This is a genomic window from Mesorhizobium sp. LSJC269B00 (genome assembly GCF_000502815.1).
In the GTDB taxonomy this organism is placed as follows: domain Bacteria; phylum Pseudomonadota; class Alphaproteobacteria; order Rhizobiales; family Rhizobiaceae; genus Mesorhizobium.
In genome coordinates this window covers 69,931-85,858 of the sequence record NZ_AYVN01000001.1, presented here as the reverse complement: position 1 = coordinate 85,858, position 15,928 = coordinate 69,931, and the positions used below count along the sequence as shown (strand labels likewise).

At 61.2% G+C, this 15,928-nt stretch carries 14 protein-coding genes; 4 read left to right on the top strand and 10 right to left on the bottom strand.

Going from position 1 to position 15,928, the window contains the following annotated elements:
* Positions 1-21 precede the first annotated feature (21 nt).
* From X771_RS164150 to X771_RS164160, 3 genes are all read right to left on the bottom strand, one after another.
* Positions 22-1,701: a formate--tetrahydrofolate ligase gene (locus tag X771_RS164150; RefSeq protein WP_023686166.1), complete on the bottom strand. Its 1,680-nt coding sequence runs from the start codon at positions 1,699-1,701 to the stop codon at positions 22-24.
* A gap of 312 nt (positions 1,702-2,013) precedes the next feature.
* Positions 2,014-3,138, bottom strand: coding sequence for a DUF2333 family protein (locus tag X771_RS164155; RefSeq protein WP_023686165.1), 1,125 nt, complete (start codon positions 3,136-3,138; stop codon positions 2,014-2,016).
* 16 nt (positions 3,139-3,154) lie between these two features.
* Positions 3,155-4,459, bottom strand: a complete 1,305-nt coding sequence (locus X771_RS164160) for a DUF6638 family protein (RefSeq protein WP_023686164.1) — start codon at positions 4,457-4,459, stop codon at positions 3,155-3,157.
* A gap of 127 nt (positions 4,460-4,586) precedes the next feature.
* Between X771_RS164160 and X771_RS1000000167830 the strand changes: the two genes are divergently transcribed.
* Complete coding sequence (locus X771_RS1000000167830; RefSeq protein WP_023686163.1) at positions 4,587-4,724, top strand: hypothetical protein; 138 nt, start codon at positions 4,587-4,589, stop codon at positions 4,722-4,724.
* Between the two features lie 68 nt (positions 4,725-4,792).
* Here X771_RS1000000167830 and X771_RS164165 read toward each other — a convergent pair whose 3' ends face one another.
* The 7 genes from X771_RS164165 to X771_RS164190 form a co-directional block, all read right to left on the bottom strand.
* Complete coding sequence (locus X771_RS164165) at positions 4,793-6,703, bottom strand: ATP-binding protein (protein WP_023686162.1); 1,911 nt, start codon at positions 6,701-6,703, stop codon at positions 4,793-4,795.
* 21 nt (positions 6,704-6,724) lie between these two features.
* Positions 6,725-7,591 (bottom strand): hypothetical protein, encoded by an 867-nt coding sequence (locus X771_RS1000000167825; protein WP_156935952.1) that lies wholly within the window; start codon positions 7,589-7,591, stop codon positions 6,725-6,727.
* 59 nt (positions 7,592-7,650) lie between these two features.
* The gene (locus X771_RS164170) at positions 7,651-8,796 is read right to left on the bottom strand and encodes a hypothetical protein (RefSeq protein ID WP_023686161.1); all 1,146 of its coding nucleotides are present in this window, start codon (positions 8,794-8,796) and stop codon (positions 7,651-7,653) included.
* A gap of 27 nt (positions 8,797-8,823) precedes the next feature.
* Positions 8,824-9,912: a hypothetical protein gene (locus tag X771_RS164175; RefSeq protein ID WP_023669990.1), complete on the bottom strand. Its 1,089-nt coding sequence runs from the start codon at positions 9,910-9,912 to the stop codon at positions 8,824-8,826.
* Positions 9,913-10,233: 321 nt separating this feature from the next.
* A complete protein-coding gene (locus tag X771_RS164180; protein WP_023686160.1) occupies positions 10,234-10,617 on the bottom strand; it encodes a cytochrome c family protein in 384 nt (127 codons plus the stop codon).
* 84 nt (positions 10,618-10,701) lie between these two features.
* Positions 10,702-11,880 (bottom strand): glycosyltransferase, encoded by a 1,179-nt coding sequence (locus tag X771_RS164185; RefSeq protein ID WP_023686159.1) that lies wholly within the window; start codon positions 11,878-11,880, stop codon positions 10,702-10,704.
* A 14-nt stretch (positions 11,881-11,894) separates the two neighbouring features.
* Entirely contained in the window at positions 11,895-12,506 is a 612-nt protein-coding gene (locus X771_RS164190) for a thymidine kinase (RefSeq protein ID WP_023686158.1), read from the bottom strand.
* Between the two features lie 237 nt (positions 12,507-12,743).
* Between X771_RS164190 and X771_RS164195 the strand changes: the two genes are divergently transcribed.
* From X771_RS164195 to choV, 3 genes are all read left to right on the top strand, one after another.
* Positions 12,744-13,679, top strand: a complete 936-nt coding sequence (locus X771_RS164195) for a choline ABC transporter substrate-binding protein (protein WP_023686157.1) — start codon at positions 12,744-12,746, stop codon at positions 13,677-13,679.
* A gap of 136 nt (positions 13,680-13,815) precedes the next feature.
* The gene (gene choW / locus X771_RS164200) at positions 13,816-14,670 is read left to right on the top strand and encodes a choline ABC transporter permease subunit (RefSeq protein ID WP_023669995.1); all 855 of its coding nucleotides are present in this window, start codon (positions 13,816-13,818) and stop codon (positions 14,668-14,670) included.
* A complete protein-coding gene (gene choV, locus X771_RS164205; protein ID WP_023686156.1) occupies positions 14,667-15,848 on the top strand; it encodes a choline ABC transporter ATP-binding protein in 1,182 nt (393 codons plus the stop codon). The genes choW and choV overlap by 4 nt, the downstream gene beginning before the upstream one ends.
* Positions 15,849-15,928 lie beyond the last annotated feature (80 nt).

The following is a 15,928-nucleotide window of genomic DNA, read 5'->3' as shown; positions in this document are numbered from 1 at the left end:
TCTCGCAACGATCTCGAAATTTCAAAACAGGCCTTCGATCTGGCCGATCTCGTTGAGGAAGATTTTTTCCGAGGACGGCGCCTTGGGCAGGCCGGGCATGGTCATGACCTCGCCGCAGATGACGACGACGAAGCCGGCGCCCGCCGAAAGCCTGACCTCGCGCACCGGCACGGTGTGCCCGGTCGGCGCGCCGCGCAGGTTCGGGTCGGTCGAGAAGGAATATTGGGTCTTGGCCATGCAGACCGGCAGGTGCCCGTAGCCGGCCTGCTCCCAGGCATGCAGCTGGTCGCGCACCGACTTGTCGGCGATCGCCTCGTCGCCGCGATAGATGCGCTGGACGATGGTGTTGATCTTCTCGAACAGCGGCATTGCGTCGGGATAGAGCGGCGCGAACTGCGAGGCGCCGGATTCGGCGATCTCGACGACCTTGCGCGCCAACTCCTCAATGCCGGCAGAGCCATTGGCCCAATGCTTGCACAGGATCGCCTCGGCGCCGAGCGAGGCGACGAAATCCTTCATCGCCTGGATTTCCACCTCGGTATCGGTGGTGAAATGATTGATCGCCACGATCGCAGGCACGCCGAACTGTTTCACATTCTCGATGTGGCGGCCCAGATTGAGGCAGCCCTTCTTGACTGCCTCGATGTTTTCCTTGCCGAGGTCTTCCTTCTTGACGCCGCCATTCATCTTCATGGCGCGCACGGTGGCGACGATGACGGCAGCCGCCGGCTTCAAACCCGCCTTGCGGCACTTGATGTCGAAGAATTTTTCGGCTCCGAGGTCGGCGCCGAAGCCGGCTTCGGTGACGACGTAGTCGGCGAGCTTCAGCGCCGTGGTGGTGGCGACCACCGAGTTGCAGCCATGCGCGATGTTGGCGAACGGGCCGCCATGCACGAAGGCAGGGTTGTTCTCCAGCGTCTGCACCAGGTTTGGCTGCATGGCGTCCTTCAGCAGCACCGCCATGGCGCCGTCGGCCTTGAGGTCGCGGGCATAGACCGGCGTCTTGTCGCGGCGGTAGGCGACGATGATGTCGCCGAGGCGCTTTTCCAGATCCTTGAGGTCGGTGGACAGGCACAGGATAGCCATCACTTCAGAGGCGACGGTGATGTCGAAGCCTGCCTCGCGCGGATAACCGTTGGCGACGCCGCCGAGCGAGCAGATGATTTCGCGCAGCGCCCGGTCGTTCATGTCCATGACGCGGCGCCAGGCGACGCGGCGGGTGTCGATGCCGAGCTCATTGCCCCAGTAGATGTGGTTGTCGATCAGCGCCGACAGAAGATTGTGCGCCGTGGTGATGGCGTGGAAGTCGCCGGTGAAGTGGAGGTTCATGTCCTCCATCGGCACGACCTGCGCGTAGCCGCCGCCGGCGGCACCGCCCTTGACGCCGAAATTCGGGCCGAGCGAAGCCTCGCGGATGCAGACGATCGCCTTCTTGCCGATGCGGTTGAGGCCATCACCGAGGCCGACGGTGGTGGTCGTCTTGCCTTCGCCGGCCGGCGTCGGGTTGATGGCGGTGACGAGGATCAGCTTGCCGTCCTTGTTGCCCTTCACCGATTTGATGAATTCGGCCGAAATCTTCGCCTTGTCGTGGCCGTAGGGCAAAAGGTGCTCGGTCGGGATGCCGATCTTGGCGCCGATCTCCTGGATCTGCTTTTTCTTGGCGCCGCGCGCGATCTCGATGTCGGACTTCACTTCGGCCATGACGGCTTTCCTTCGGATTGGACGGTGGAGGGGACGGGTTTGATCTCACTCGCAGGCATGTTGAACCAGGGCGCGGGCATGTTCTAACCCTGTCGCTCCCGCGGCGTCAACTTGCATGCAACTATGTTTCCTATGAAGAAAGTGTCTCCGCGGCCGGCCGACCTGTCGCCGGTTCTTCCTGGCTCCGTTGCCGCGCCGTATAGAAGCCAGAGGACGCGACGTTCCGCCGTCTCAAAACAGCCGCCCAATGCACGGAATGCGACAGAGGCGACGGCGCAAATTCGCCATCGCTCGCCGGGAAAGCTGTGGACGCTACTGAGTCAGGACGTTGCTGATCTCGACCATGTTGGAGCGCACGCGAAGCACGTAGAAACCCATCGTCGTCAGGTGCGTCGGCATGATCCAGCCATCCTCGCGGCCATTGGCGATGATGAAGGGCTGGATGCGCAGGGCCGAGACGAATTGCGCATCCATCGTGTCCCACAGATTGCCGAGATGCTTTTCCTTGATGACGTCCTCGAAGTCGGCCTGGGCGCCCTTCATCAGGCCGTAATAGGCATAGAGCTGGCCATAGGCGAACCAGAAGCGGTCGTCGGCGCGGAAGTCGAACCAGCCATTGTTATGGTTTTCGGCGCGCTCCTTGAGGATCGCGGAGGTGGAACCGATGTCGGAGGAGATGCGGTCGATATACTGCTTCAGATTGTCGGCGCGGGCATCGAACGTCGCCTGGCAGCTGCCGAGGCGGGCGTTGAAGGAGCGTAGCTTGGTGACGGCATCGCGATAATAGCTCGGCGTCGGCGTCTTGGGGCCGAACGGGTTGAGGCCGAAATACCAGGTCTCCTCGTCGAACTGCAGATTGCCGCGCGCATCCTGCAGGTCGCCGTCGATCTGCGATGTGGTGCGAACACGGCCGAGATTGTCGGCAAGCTCGGTGGCGGTACGCCGCACCGCCTGGTTGATGCCGCGCTGGAACGAGGCCTTGTTGTCCATGAACGGCGTGTTGTCCCAGTCGATGCCGAACAGGCCGAGTTTGTAGAGGATCATCGACGAGATCCAGGCATTCTGGTTGACGTTGAAGTCCGTCAGGTCGGCCGCCACCTGGGCGATGCCCGAATTGCCGCAGGTCTTGGCGGTGTCGGTGCCGGCGCCGGCGGCGACCTGTTCGCCGGCGGAAATGTTGCGGTTCTCGAAGGTGTATTTGTCGACGTAGTTGGGATCGAACTTGTTCCACCACTGGGTGGCGTAGAAGAAATTGGCGTAGAGGCCGATCAATACCAGAAGCGCGAGGCCGACCACAGCCTTCAGGATCCAGCCGCGCTGCGTATACCAGCGCCCAGCCCAGAGGAACGGCCACAGGATCGCGCCGATGACGAGGCCGATGCCGCGGCCGATCCATTGGAAGATGCGGGTGAAGAAATTCACGATCGGATCAAGCATGGCTCTCGTTCACCCCTCAGTCAGTCAGGCCGTAAAGGCGCGTGCGAAACGCCACTTTGTCTTTCAAATATGTGGTTATCAGAACGTCCACAACATGCGACCGCCAGGCGTCGCTGTAGCCGTCATAGTCCTTGTAGAAGCCCGGCTTGTTGAAGACGTAACGCGAGACGAAGTCCTGCGGCACGAAATCCGAGATCAGCTGGTTGGTCAGCCAGGCGTCGGGATGGTCGGGCTTGCCACGCACGACCAGGAAGCGCTGTTGCGGAAACACATCCTCGATCTTGAGATGGCCGAGTTGGGCGATCTCACGCTTGGCGGCGTTGAGAAAGGGGAAATTGCCGTCCTTGGTGATCAGATCGGCATGGCCATGGATCCAGGTCTGCAGCCAGACCTTGTCGACCTCGGTCAAATTGCGGTTCGGCTCTGTGTCGCGGATGAGAGAGCGCACCACCATCTCGGCGCGATGCTCGAGATAGCCCGAGCTTTCGACCCATGACGCGCGGGGCAGTTCGATGCGGCCGGTGCTGGCCAGGAACTTGAACACCTTGTCGGCATCGTTGATCGAGAGATAGCTGACCTGCCAGGGCCGCGAACGGCGAAAGCCGGGGGCGGCCGGGTCGCCGATGACGGTGGTCATATCAGGATCGACGAAGACGTAGACGCCGCCGAAATGGCTGGTCCAGTAGGCGTTGTGGCGGAAGATCACCTGGTCGGGCACCAGCGCATTCTCACGGATATCGCCGCAGACCTTCGCCAGCTCCACCATACGGCTCAGCATGGTGTTGTCGCGCCAGGCATCGGGCTCCTGCTTCAGCCGGTCGACCAGCTTGCCGAGTTCGGCGGCCTTGCCCAGCACGTCCTCGGCCGAAAGCACCCTGAACTCGACCTGGCTGATCGACAGCAGATCCTCGATGTCGTTGACCAGGGGAACGGAATCCTCGATCTCCCCGTAGATGACATCCTTGATGGTCAGCGCATCGATGGCGCGCTGGTTCTTGGACATGAACTCGAACATCAGCTGCGAGGTGTTGGAAAAGGCGGTGTGCACCACCGGCAGATCGATCTGCGACGGCGTCAGGATGATGAAGCGGCGGTTGACCTCATTGGGGTCGAGATAATCGTAATCGCCGCATTCCTCGGCCACTTCGGGCGAGAAGCCGGTGCGGTCGATCTGGAAGCTCTTCAGCTTGGTCGGTTTGAGGCCGAAGGCGACAAGCGCCTTGTTGTAACGCTGGATGAGGTGCGACTCGTCGACGGTGAGCAAGCGGCCGTAGATCAGCTCATTGTCGCGCAGGAGGTCGGGTTTTTTGGCGTGGCTCATGCAGAACGTTCCGAGCGGCGTTGCCTGTTGTGGCGAAGCGCCAACGCTGACGCCTCCCTCTCCTCGTTCTTCACGGGGAGAGGGTGAGGGTGAGGGGCAGCGCTAGCATTCAAGGACATGTCTCCCCATGGCCTTTGGCGGCAATAAATCGAAGATCATTGGTCCGGATGTGCCGATCGAGGCGCTGTTCGATAGCTGCCAGTATGGTCGTAGCGATCTCTGGTCCACACATGCGCCGCCCCTCACCCTTGCCCTCGCCCCGTGAAGGACGGGGAGAGGGGGGCGTCAGCGTTAGCGCCAAGCCTTTCAGCACCCGCAGGCAGCGAAGGAAGTTCACGCATTCCAGAGCCCCTTCTTCTTCATCTCCTCCATCTCGCGCCCCGCCCGTTCGCGCAGGCGTGCGTCGCGCAGCAGCTTCTCCACCGCGGCGTCGTCGGATTTGTCGGAATAACGGAACTCTGAGTCGGCGTAGCGGTTGATCTCCTGCATGACCATGTCCATCGAGAACGGCCCCCGCAGTTCCTCGATCATGGCCTTCTTTTCGTCGTAGCCCTTGTGCATGAAGACTTCCGGCTTCTCGAACCAGTCGTCGGGCAGCTCGATGTCCATGGCGCGCATCTTGATGGCGTCGGTGACGTTCTTGATGGCTCGGCCGGTGAAGCGCGGCTCGGCATCCTTGATCAGGTGCAGATAAGTGCCGATGTCGGCCATCGATTTCGGCGCGCCATTCTCCTTCATGTAGCGCTCATAGACCTTCATCAGCCCGTCTTCCTGAGGCTTCTCGTGCTCCTCATAGGCTTCGGTCACCGCGCGCTGGATCTCCTGCGCGGCGTAGAGCTTGTGGTCGCCGAGTGGGATCTTGTGGTTTTTGCCGGCAAGCAGGACGAAGATGTCGATATAGTCGCCGCGGCTCTGTGGGCCGTCGACCAGCCAGCGGGCCCCGGCGCGCTGGCGCAGCGCATCGTCGACATTTTCGGGATAGTTGGAAAACATGCCGAACGAGCAATTGCCGCGCACCACCGTGCCGGCGCCGGCAAAGGCGTCCATCAAGACGCCGGTGATTTCCTGTTGGCCGGCCGAGGCGCGGTCGTCGGAGCGGCGGGCCGCCACCTGGTCGATGTCGTCGACGGTGCCGAAACCGATGACGCGTGGGTTCAAGACATTGTTGATGAACTGGCGGCAATTCTGGCCGGATTTGCCCTGGTAGGACGAGATCTGGTCGACGCCGAAATTCTCATAGGCGAAGGGATAGCCGGCAACCTGGCAATAATTGTTGACCAGGCCGGCGATCATCTGGATCAGCGTCGTCTTGCCGGTGCCCGGCGCGCCATCGCCGATGAAGGTGAAGAGGAAGCCGCCGAGCTCGACGAACGGGTTCAGCTCGCGCTCGAAATCATAGGCCATCAGCATCTTGGCGAGCTTGACCGACTGGTATTTGGCGATGTGGTTGCCGACGACCTCTTCGGGCTTCTTGAAGGTCATCACCAGCGGTTTCGAACGCTTGCCGGGCGCGACGTCGAAGCCATCGAGGGTGAAATCGTCGGCGTCGATGCGGATGTGGGCGTTCTCGAACGGACCGATGCCGTCGAAGCGGCCTTTGCGGGCCAGCAGCCCATCAATGGCGACCCGTGCAAAAGCTCGCGCGCGCGTCGTCAGGTCGCCATCGTCCTTCGACCCGGTGATCGCCTTGTCCAACCCAGCCACGATCGACTTCACCGCGTCCTGCGGCGTGTCGAACAGGAAGTCGGGTTCGGGGATATCGTTGGGAGCCTCGCCATCGCTGTCGATCAGCTGGAATAGATAGGAGGCAAGGCTGAAGGCCGAAACGTAAGCAGAGGCTGACAGAAGCTTCTTGAAGGTCGCCGCCTCATCGCCCTCAAGAGGCGCACGGGTGTTCTTGGCCTGGAGGCTTTCGAGGTCGGAGCCCTCGGCGAAGACGTCGGAGATGGCGAGCGCTATCGCCAGGCCGCGGCGGGCGCGGAACAACAGCGTGTGCTGCGGGATGCTCATCAACTGGTCGTCGGGATGGATCGCGGCGACGGTCTTGGTAAGCTCGACCTCGCGGGTACGGCGCACCGAGCCGACCGAGACTGTCGAGACAAAGCGGCGATTGGTGCCGGCAAGTGCTGTGCCGGATTCGCGCGCAGGGTCTTCCAGAACCACGACGCGGGTGATGAAGCTCTGCGCCGTGGCGCGGTGCTTTTCGATTGCGGCTTCCGGGATGGTGGTCAGGCCGGTGTCCATCGTATCAATCCTCCTCGCGACTCACTCTTGTGCCTGCCCTCGCGTGAGCAAAATTGAAAACATCCCGTCAAAGGGTTCGTGATCGGGAAAGCGTTCGGCTTGAAAGATGGCCTCTCCCGGCCCTCCAAGCTTGAAACGGCAACGCTCAGTCCGTGCAAGACAATAAGCGACAGCCTGGTACTCAGTTAGGTCCGCTAACATCGCGCTAACGCAAATCTGATTCGGTTTTCCGTTGTTAGATGGCGGTCCGAATTCAACACGGTCTTCTGGCTCAAATGCATATCTTTTCATCAATCTTGGCCAGTGATATTCGACAAGCTTTTGTCTGTTGTCGCAAAAGAACTGAATCACGATTTTTACATTGTAGCTATATCTTGGTTGCCGACTCTGTCTTATTCCAACGATCGGACGGGATGAATTACGTGTTCGGACAGGTAATTTTTCGACCAGAACGAGCATGACGCCTCCGGATCGAATGTGGCGGTATGCTTCATATTGATCCAATTCGTACCAATAGAAAGTACAGATCGTGTCACCGTCTGTATTTTCATCTTCAGACCGCGAAGTAACCGGTCTGTAGCCGGACCCGGAAAACCATTCGGATAAGCCGGAAATTTGTTGAAGAACAAAAAACGCGGCAAGCGCCGGGTCTGCAACATCGATATAATTGAAAGCTTCAAGCTTCCGCACCCCATCCGGTAATCCTCGATGACGCCACCGACTTTCAACGTGAACCCGGTGTCCGAGAATGCGCTCAAGGTTACGCAATGGTCGGGCGGTCAGTTTGTGCTTCTTGTAAGCACCGATATGCATATCGACATCCCACCAAGCGAGAATCCGGTAGGGCGATTCATTACTGCGGGAAGCAAGGTTATCCGTTTCGATCACAATCGCCTTCTGCCCCTGACCGCGCCCCGGAGATTGTCAGGCCCACCAAAAATGCCACCTCACACATCGCTGATCACCTGTCCGTTGGACAGAATATGGACCTTGTAGCCGGAAAAGATCTTTTGAGCTTCGCCGGCGGCGTAGAGTGCTTGATAGGCTTCGTGCGGGATCAGGGCGTGGTTCTCGTAGCTGGACACACCCTGGCGCGCGGCTTCGAGATCGTCGGTGTTGATAAAGAATTCCTGCGTCGTCTTATCGCTCGAAAACAGCCCCTTGCGGCCGGGTTTCTCGCCCTTGGAGTAGACCTCCTGGATGGTCCAGGTGAGCAGCCAGGCATTTTCCGGTTTGCGCACCTTGGCCAGCACCTCGGTCACGGTCGAATTGTTGTCCGTAATGCCTGCGGAATAAAAGGGGCCGAGCACGACGCGGCGCAGCTGCTTAGGGTGCAGCGGCTCGAAATCCTTGTCGAGATTGACCGCAATCGTTGCGGGCGAAAGCGTGTAGGCGGAATTCTTCTCGGTGAAATCGTCGAAGCGATGGGCGAGTTCGGGGTTGAGCAGGCCGTCCACCGGCAGCGGGATGTCGACCCGTTCATTGAGCTTGCCGCTGCTGTCAACGAGCTGCCGGATCATGCTTTCGGAGGAATCCTCCACCGTCACCATGTAGACCAGCGGCAGGTTGGCGCTGCCGTCGAAGCTCGCCCAGTGCACGAGGTAATAGGGGCGCCCGGTCTTTGGATTGACCGAGACCTTGGCCGTCTGCGCCAGCGAGAACGGGCCAAAAGTCTGTTCGCTCTTGACGTCCTCGAGATAGAGCCGCTCGGCCATCGACTTCTGCAGCGCTTCGGGGAATTCCTTGTGGCGCAGGATGAAGTCGGCCATTTCCTCGCGCAATTCGCCGGCCAGCGGAATGTTGGCCAGCCGCGCCTCGGCCTGGCGGCGGTCGTTTTCCAGTTCGAGCAGGTTCTGGAAGACGGGATAGCCGCTGTCGGCGCGAGAAATGCGGAACGTGTCCATGAAGCCGAGCCGGTTGCGCCAGCAGGAAAACGATTTGTCCAGCCGGGCAATGTATTCGGCGACAATCTTGGCGACGATGCCGTGCCGGTAAAGCGGCGAGCGGTCGTCGCGCATGAACACTTCGAGGCCGCTGAGTGCTGCCGTGATGGCGGAAAAATAGCGCGCCGCCGCTTCGTTTTCGGGAGTCATGCCGGTGTGCCCGCGTGCAGCCGCTCCTTACGACTGCACGTAGTTGGCCGAATTGTGCTTCTTCATCACGTCGTCGAAACGGCGGGCGAAGGCGTCGTCGGCGAGCTTCTTGCGGCGCTGGATGTCGGAGCTGGCGACCATGTTCTTCTCGTGCATTTCGAGAAGATCGCCGATGTGCTTTTGCGAGGCGGCGCCAATGCCGGCCATGGTCTCTTCGGCGGTGTTGTCAACCTGGCTGCCCAGCGTGTTGATCTTGTGGGCGACATCCTGCTGGGCGGCGGTCTTCAAGGAATCTTCCAGTGCCTTGTAGAGCACGATGCGCTGCTCGGTATCGATGGTCAGCTTGTTGATCAGCGTCGACTGCGCTGCGATCTGATTGTTGAGCGAATCGACGAAGGTCTGGAACATCGAGGTGTAGCGTTCCAGCGTCTGGCTTTCGGCCAGAAGCTCCTGCTCCTTGGCCTGCTTTTCATTGTATTCGGTCGCCAGTTTCGAGCGCTCGCCCTCAAGCTGCGTGCGCTCCTTCTGACTGGTAGAAGCGGCGATCTTGTTTTCGATGTCGAGCAGCAGCGGATTGACCTCCTCGATGCGCTTCTGCACCGCCTCGAGGTTGGTCATGGTGACCTTGCGGCGCTCGATCACCTGCGACAGGCTGTTTTCCGAGGTCTTGTAGCGCTGGTCGAGGACCTCTTTCTGCGCTTTCAGGATGCCGACGATGGTGTCGGACTTGACCAGAAGCTCCTGCAGATTGCCGGCCAGCGACATGTTGCGGACGCGGTCGGTGCGCATGCGCTGCTTGCGTTGCGCCGAGAAGACGCCGACGAAGCTTTCCCAGCCGGTGTAGTTCTTCATGCTCTCGAATTCGGTGCCGAAGACGTTGGTGGCGTCTTCCAGCCCGATGATCAGGTCGGCAATGTTGCCTTCCATCACCTTCTGCTGCTTCAGCACGTCCTCGATGCGGGCATTCTCGATGTCGAAATTGGCGTCGCCGATCTTCTTGTCGGCGGTGGCCAGCGTATCAAGCACCGTGCCCGACTGCTCGATCTTGGAGCGCATGTCCTGCACGACCTGCCTGGTCTTGGCAATTTCGGCATCGAAATTCTGCAATGTCGCCATAGGGGCCTCCCGCTTCGGCTTCCGGTCGCTGGCTGCGAACAGCGGCGAATATATGTGGGGTATCAGGGGATTGAAAGACGCAAGACAAGACCCGCCCCGAAAACAAAAAAATGCCTGGTCGTCTTGAAAGGCAATGAAGGCGGGGTCATGGCGTGATTAACCAGCCGGCCAAGTATTGTTCAATTGTCATTGAACTTTGACGGCTTCGAAGAAGTCGATCTCGGACAGTGTGGGTGTGCTGAATTCGACAGAGGGCTCAATGAGTTGCAAGCGCGAGACAGCTGGCGGAAGCCGTCGCCATCACGCTAGGCATCGCGCCGTTCAAGGCTTCGGATCGGCCTTCAGATAGGCGATGACGTTGGCGATGTCCTCGTCGCTGCTCAGGCCGGAGAAGCCCATCCTGTTGCCGGGTACTTTCAGCTTGGGAGCGCCGAGATAGGCTTTGAGGTTGGCTTCGTCCCAAACGAGGCCGGCCGCGCCGGCGTCCTTCATGGCCTGCGAATAGTTGAAGTTCTGGGCGGTGCCGGCGGTGCGGCCGACGATACCGAGGAGATGCGGGCCGACCTTGTCGCGGTCGCTTGCCGCCTCGTGACAGGCCATGCAGCGGTAGAACACTTTCTTGCCAAGTGCTGCATCGCCGTCGGCCAGCGCGGCGAGGATACCGGCCAAGTAAATGACAAGGGCTGATGAAATGGCTCGAAGCATGGCGGTTCCCGGCTGGCTCTGGCTGAGGGCAAAATAGGCTGCAGGCCTTAACAAACGCCGTATGCCGGTGGATAGCAGCCGGGCTCAATCCGTGCGCGGGATCGCCGCGACCGCCTGCTTGACCTGCTTTTCAATCGCCGCCGACGAATGATTGTCGCGCACGAAAGCGCGGCCGATCTCCGCCATCTCGGCGGCCGCTTGCGGGCGTGTCGCGAGATCGATGATTTTCAATGCCAACTTGCCGGCATCGTCGCTGGACAGGAAATGCCTGCCCGCCTGCAGGCCAAGCCCTTCGACGGCCTTTTCGGTAGCGGCGACGACAAGGCCCGCCGCCATCGCCTCCAGCACCTTGATGCGGGTTCCGCCGCCGAAGTGCAGCGGGATCGGCGCATAGCCGGCGCGGCCAAGCAATTCCGGCAGATGCGGCGGGTTCTCGATCAACCGCAGACCATGCCTGGTGCATAGACCGCGCACGACATCGCGCGGGTTTCTGCCGGCGACGGTGATCGACCAGGGCCGGCCGGAGGCGGCGAGGCGCGGCGCCATCGCGCGGCCGATCTGCTTGACGGCATCGATGTTGGGGAAATAGCCGAGATGGCCTATGAAACACAGGCTGAGTTCACTGAAGCGCTCGGCAGCAATCGGCAGGGAAAGCACGCTCTCGTCTGGAATGGGGTTGGCGACGAACCTGACGTCGTTGACGGGGCCGAGAGCGGACAGAAGCGCTTCGTCGGCCCGCGAACAAACCCAGACCTGGTCGGCCAGGGCAGCCGCACACCTGTCGGCTTCGCGCGCCTCTGCCTTCCTTCGCCTGTTTTGGCGCCAGTCTCGAATTTGCTGCCACAGCGTCAGGCCGGCGATCCGGTCGGACACCGTCCGGGAATCAATGTTGTGCTGGTCAAGGACGGTGCGCGCGCGATGCTTCGGCGCCAGCGTCAGCAGCTGCGAAAGCACGATCTCCTCGATCACCACGAGATCGGGCGCGAATTCCCTCCAGATGGCGTCGGCTTCGGCCAGCTCGTCGTCCGGCATCATATGCACGGTCGGGTGCGGGCTGCGCCTGCCCCAGGGCGCCCTGCCGCGCGCTGCCTCGATGATCCGGTGACGGATGTTCGGCGGTGTGGAGGGTGCCGGGGCGCCAGTCAGGCTTACCGTCAGGACCTCGCCCATCGATGCCAGGGCGCGTGCATTGGCGGCGTTCCGGATCTCTCCGCCGGAGACCGGCGGAAACGGGCAATCAACTGTGAACTGCAGAATTTTCATGTTGTCCCGGCCGTTCAGCCTCTGGTGAAGCCAATGAAATCGTCGGGCGCGGCGCGGCCCATTTCCTCTTCCCAGTGGCGGCGGCAGAGCGAGATATAGACGTCCTTGCCAATCGCCACCTGTTCGCCTTGTCTGGCCACCTTGCCGTCAGCGCCGAGACGCACGACCATCGTCGCCTTGCGGCCGCAGCGGCAGATGGTGCGCACTTCGCGCAGATCGTCTGCGATGGCCAGAAGCGCTCGCGAACCGGAAAACAGATTGCCCTGGAAATCGGTGCGCAGGCCGTAGCACATCACCGGGATGTTCAGCCGGTCGGCGATACGGGCGAGCTGCCAGACCTGCTCTTCCTCGAGAAATTGCGCCTCGTCGACAAAGATGCAATGCACCGTCGTATGTTCGTGATGCTCGGCGACGCGAGCGTAGAGATCGTCGCCGTCGCGGAACATCTCGGCCTCCGTCTCCAGGCCGATGCGCGACGAGATCAGCCCGGTATCGCCCTTTCCGTAGTGGCCGGCGACGAACAGCATCGTCGTCATACCGCGTTCGCGATAATTGTAGGACGCCTGCAGCAGCATTGTCGTTTTGCCGGCATTCATCGTCGCATAGTGGAAGTAGAGCTTGGCCATGCCGTCCTTTTAAGCCGAGTTGGCGCGGCGCGGGGAGAGGGCACCGCTGCATTTCATGGGAAAAGCCGTCTGCAATCGAAAAAGCGGCGGGCGTGTCGCTGTTTGGCCAGTCCGCGCCGTTGATCGTGATTGTCTTAGCGCTTGAAACCACACCAGAATGGTGTTTGGCTGACGAAACAAGGCGGGCAGAGAAACCGTAACTACGCTTCGCCAAAGAATCACAATGGGAGACTGCCAATGTCGCGTATGAACACCTTCGTCGCCGGCCTCGGCCTGGCGACTTTTCTGTCCACGAGCGCTGCACTTGCCGGCGATCCGGAGAGCTGCAAGGCGGTGCGCCTTTCCGATGTCGGCTGGACCGACATCCAGGCAACCACCGGCGTCGCTTCGGTGCTGCTCACCGCGCTCGGCTACGAGCCGCAGACGATCCAGCTATCGGTACCGGTGACCATGGCGTCGCTGAAAAACAAGGATCTCGACGTCTTCCTCGGCAATTGGATGCCGTCGATGACCAACGACATCAAGGACTACACCGCCGATGGTTCGGTCGAGACGATCGGCACCAACCTGACCGGCGCCGGCTACGGCATCGTCGTACCGACCTATGTCGCGGAGGCCGGCGTCAAGTCGCTGACCGACATCGGCAAGTTCAAGGACAAGTTCAACGGCAAGATTTACGGCATCGAGGCGGGCAATGACGGCAACCGCATCATCCTCGACATGATCAAGAACCCGAAGGACAATCTCGAAGGCTTCGAGCTGGTCGAGTCCTCGGAAGCCGGCATGCTGACGCAGGCCGAGCAGTCGATCAAGAACAATGAGTGGATCGCGTTCCTCGGCTGGACGCCGCATCCGGTGATGGGCGCCATGAAGCTCACCTATCTCGACGGCATGGGCGACAGCGGCTTCGGCGCCGCCACCGTCTACACCAATGTGCGCAAGGGCTACACCACCGAATGCCCGAATGCCGGCAAGTTCATCGCCAACCTGAAGTTCAACCTGGACATGGAAGGCGAGATGATGGACGCGATCCTGAAGGGCGGCGACGCCAACACGGTCGCAGCCGACTGGCTGAAGAAGCACCCTGACGCGGTTGCGCCGTGGATTGCCGGCGTCACCACCTTCGATGGCGGCGATGCGGCAGCGGCGGTCAAGACCGCGCTCGGAAGCTGAGCCGACTAATTCGGCCAAGCCGAACCTGGAAGGGCAGCCAATCTAGAAAAGGCTGCCCTTTTTCATATCCTGTGAGAAGATGACCTAATGAAAGCGGAGGCCGGAAGCAGGCGGTCTCTCGCATGAGAGGGGCGATATGGATCCGATTTCGAAATTCATGGTCGATCACAAGATACCGATCGGCGCCTGGGGAAAGGCGTTCTTCGGTTTCCTCACCGACAATTTCGACACCGTGTTCAGGGCCTTCTCGAATGGCCTCAATTTCCTGCTCGACGGGCTGGTTGGCATCCTTTTGATGGTGCCGCCGGTGCTGCTGGCGCTGATCATCGCCATCATCGCCTGGCTGCTGCAGCGCTCTCGGCCGCTGGCCATAGGCGTCTTTCTCGGCCTGATCTTCATCATCAACCAGAATCTCTGGAAGCAGACGGTGCAGACGCTGGTGCTGGTCGTGGCCGCCGCCGCCATGGCGATGGCCATCGGCGTGCCGCTCGGCATCTGGGCCGCGCACAAGCCGAAGGTCTACCGCATCATGCTGCCGGTGCTCGACCTGATGCAAACGCTGCCGACCTTCGTCTACCTGATCCCGGTTCTGACCCTGTTCGGTCTCGGCAACGCGCCCGGCCTCATCGTCACCATCATCTTTGTCATCCCGACCGCGGTCCGGCTCACCCATCTCGGCGTCGTCTCGGTGCCGAAGTCGATCATCGAGGCCGGCGAGGCGTTCGGCGCCACCAAGCAGCAGCTGCTGTGGAAGGTCGAGCTGCCCTCGGCCTTGCCGACCATCATGGCCGGGCTGACGCAATCGATCATGCTGTCGCTGTCGATGGTGGTGTTTGCAGCACTGATCGGCGCCGGCGGCCTCGGCACTGAAATCAACCGCGCGCTCGGCTCGCGCCGCATCGATCTCGGGCTCGAGGCGGGCCTGGCGATTGTCGTACTCGCCATCGTGCTCGACCGGATGACGCGTATCGGCGTTGGAGGCAAGAAATGACCGTCGCCGTCGATTTCAAAAATGTCGATATCGTCTTCGGCTCCGACCAGGCGGGTTCGCTGGCTCTGATCGACGGCGGCGCCACGCGCGCCGAAATCCTTGAAAAGACCGGCAATGTGCTGGGTTGCGCCGGCGCCAGCCTGACCGTGCATGAGGGCGAAATCTCGGTGCTGATGGGCCTGTCCGGCTCCGGCAAGTCGACGCTGCTGCGGGCGGTCAACCGGCTCAACGTGGTGTCGCGCGGCCAGGTGCTGGTCAAGGACGGCGACAATATCGTCGATGTCGTGACCTGCGATCAGGCGACGCTGCGGCGGCTGCGGCAGAAGCAGGTGGCGATGGTGTTCCAGCAGTTCGGCCTGCTGCCTTGGCGTACGGTGGAGGAGAATGTCGGCCTCGGCCTCGAACTCGCCGGCGTGCCGGAGCAAGAGCGCAAGGAGCGCGTGCAACGCCAGCTGAAACTGGTCAATCTCGACCAGTGGTCGAAGAAATACGCGCATGAGCTGTCCGGCGGCATGCAGCAGCGCGTCGGCCTGGCCCGTGCCTTCGCCACCGAGGCGCCGATCCTGCTGATGGACGAGCCGTTCTCGGCGCTCGATCCGCTGATCCGCACCAAGCTGCAGGACGAATTGCTGCAGCTGCAGGCGGAGCTGAAGAAGACCATCATCTTCGTCAGCCATGATCTGGAAGAGGCGCTGAAGATCGGCACCCGCATCACCATCATGGAGGGCGGTCGCATCGTGCAGACCGGGGCGCCGGAAGACATCGTGCTCAAGCCCGCCAATGACTATGTCCGCGACTTCATCGCCAATGTGAATCCGTTGTCGGTGCTGACCGCCTGGAACGTCATGCGCGACAGCCGCGACCTCGAGCACGGCGATAATGGCTGGGTGTGGCTCGACCGGCGCAAGACGACGCGCTTCAAGATCGACGAGCACGGGCTGGTGGCGGCGGCGGAACGCGACGGCAAACCGGCGGTATGGGTTTCGTGCGCCGATGTCGAGGCGCAGCCGGAGGAGACGGCGCAAGTGTTCTGGGCCAATCCCGGGACCTCGCTGAAGACGGTGATGCTGGCCATGCACCGCTCGCAGACGGCACCCGTGGCGCTGTTCGACGACCAGTCGCGCTTTGTCGGCGCGATCGGGATACGCGATGTGCTGAGCGCGGTGTTGCGGCGCTAGATCATGATGAGATTTGGTTGAAATCTCATCATGATCTAACCATTTGTTGGAGCATGATCTTTTCCAAAAACCGGTACCCA

What these genes read in the sequence shown, in the direction of transcription:
- X771_RS164150 (WP_023686166.1), bottom strand. Translation starts at nt 1,701, where the DNA reads ATGGCCGAAGTGAAGTCCGACATCGAGATCGCGCGCGGCGCCAAGAAA.
- X771_RS164155 (WP_023686165.1), bottom strand. Translation starts at nt 3,138, where the DNA reads ATGCTTGATCCGATCGTGAATTTCTTCACCCGCATCTTCCAATGGATC.
- X771_RS164160 (WP_023686164.1), bottom strand. Translation starts at nt 4,459, where the DNA reads ATGAGCCACGCCAAAAAACCCGACCTCCTGCGCGACAATGAGCTGATC.
- X771_RS1000000167830 (WP_023686163.1), top strand. Translation starts at nt 4,587, where the DNA reads ATGGCCTTTGGCGGCAATAAATCGAAGATCATTGGTCCGGATGTGCCG.
- X771_RS164165 (WP_023686162.1), bottom strand. Translation starts at nt 6,703, where the DNA reads ATGGACACCGGCCTGACCACCATCCCGGAAGCCGCAATCGAAAAGCAC.
- X771_RS164170 (WP_023686161.1), bottom strand. Translation starts at nt 8,796, where the DNA reads ATGACTCCCGAAAACGAAGCGGCGGCGCGCTATTTTTCCGCCATCACG.
- X771_RS164175 (WP_023669990.1), bottom strand. Translation starts at nt 9,912, where the DNA reads ATGGCGACATTGCAGAATTTCGATGCCGAAATTGCCAAGACCAGGCAG.
- X771_RS164180 (WP_023686160.1), bottom strand. Translation starts at nt 10,617, where the DNA reads ATGCTTCGAGCCATTTCATCAGCCCTTGTCATTTACTTGGCCGGTATC.
- X771_RS164185 (WP_023686159.1), bottom strand. Translation starts at nt 11,880, where the DNA reads ATGAAAATTCTGCAGTTCACAGTTGATTGCCCGTTTCCGCCGGTCTCC.
- X771_RS164190 (WP_023686158.1), bottom strand. Translation starts at nt 12,506, where the DNA reads ATGGCCAAGCTCTACTTCCACTATGCGACGATGAATGCCGGCAAAACG.
- X771_RS164195 (WP_023686157.1), top strand. Translation starts at nt 12,744, where the DNA reads ATGTCGCGTATGAACACCTTCGTCGCCGGCCTCGGCCTGGCGACTTTT.
- choW (WP_023669995.1), top strand. Translation starts at nt 13,816, where the DNA reads ATGGATCCGATTTCGAAATTCATGGTCGATCACAAGATACCGATCGGC.
- choV (WP_023686156.1), top strand. Translation starts at nt 14,667, where the DNA reads ATGACCGTCGCCGTCGATTTCAAAAATGTCGATATCGTCTTCGGCTCC.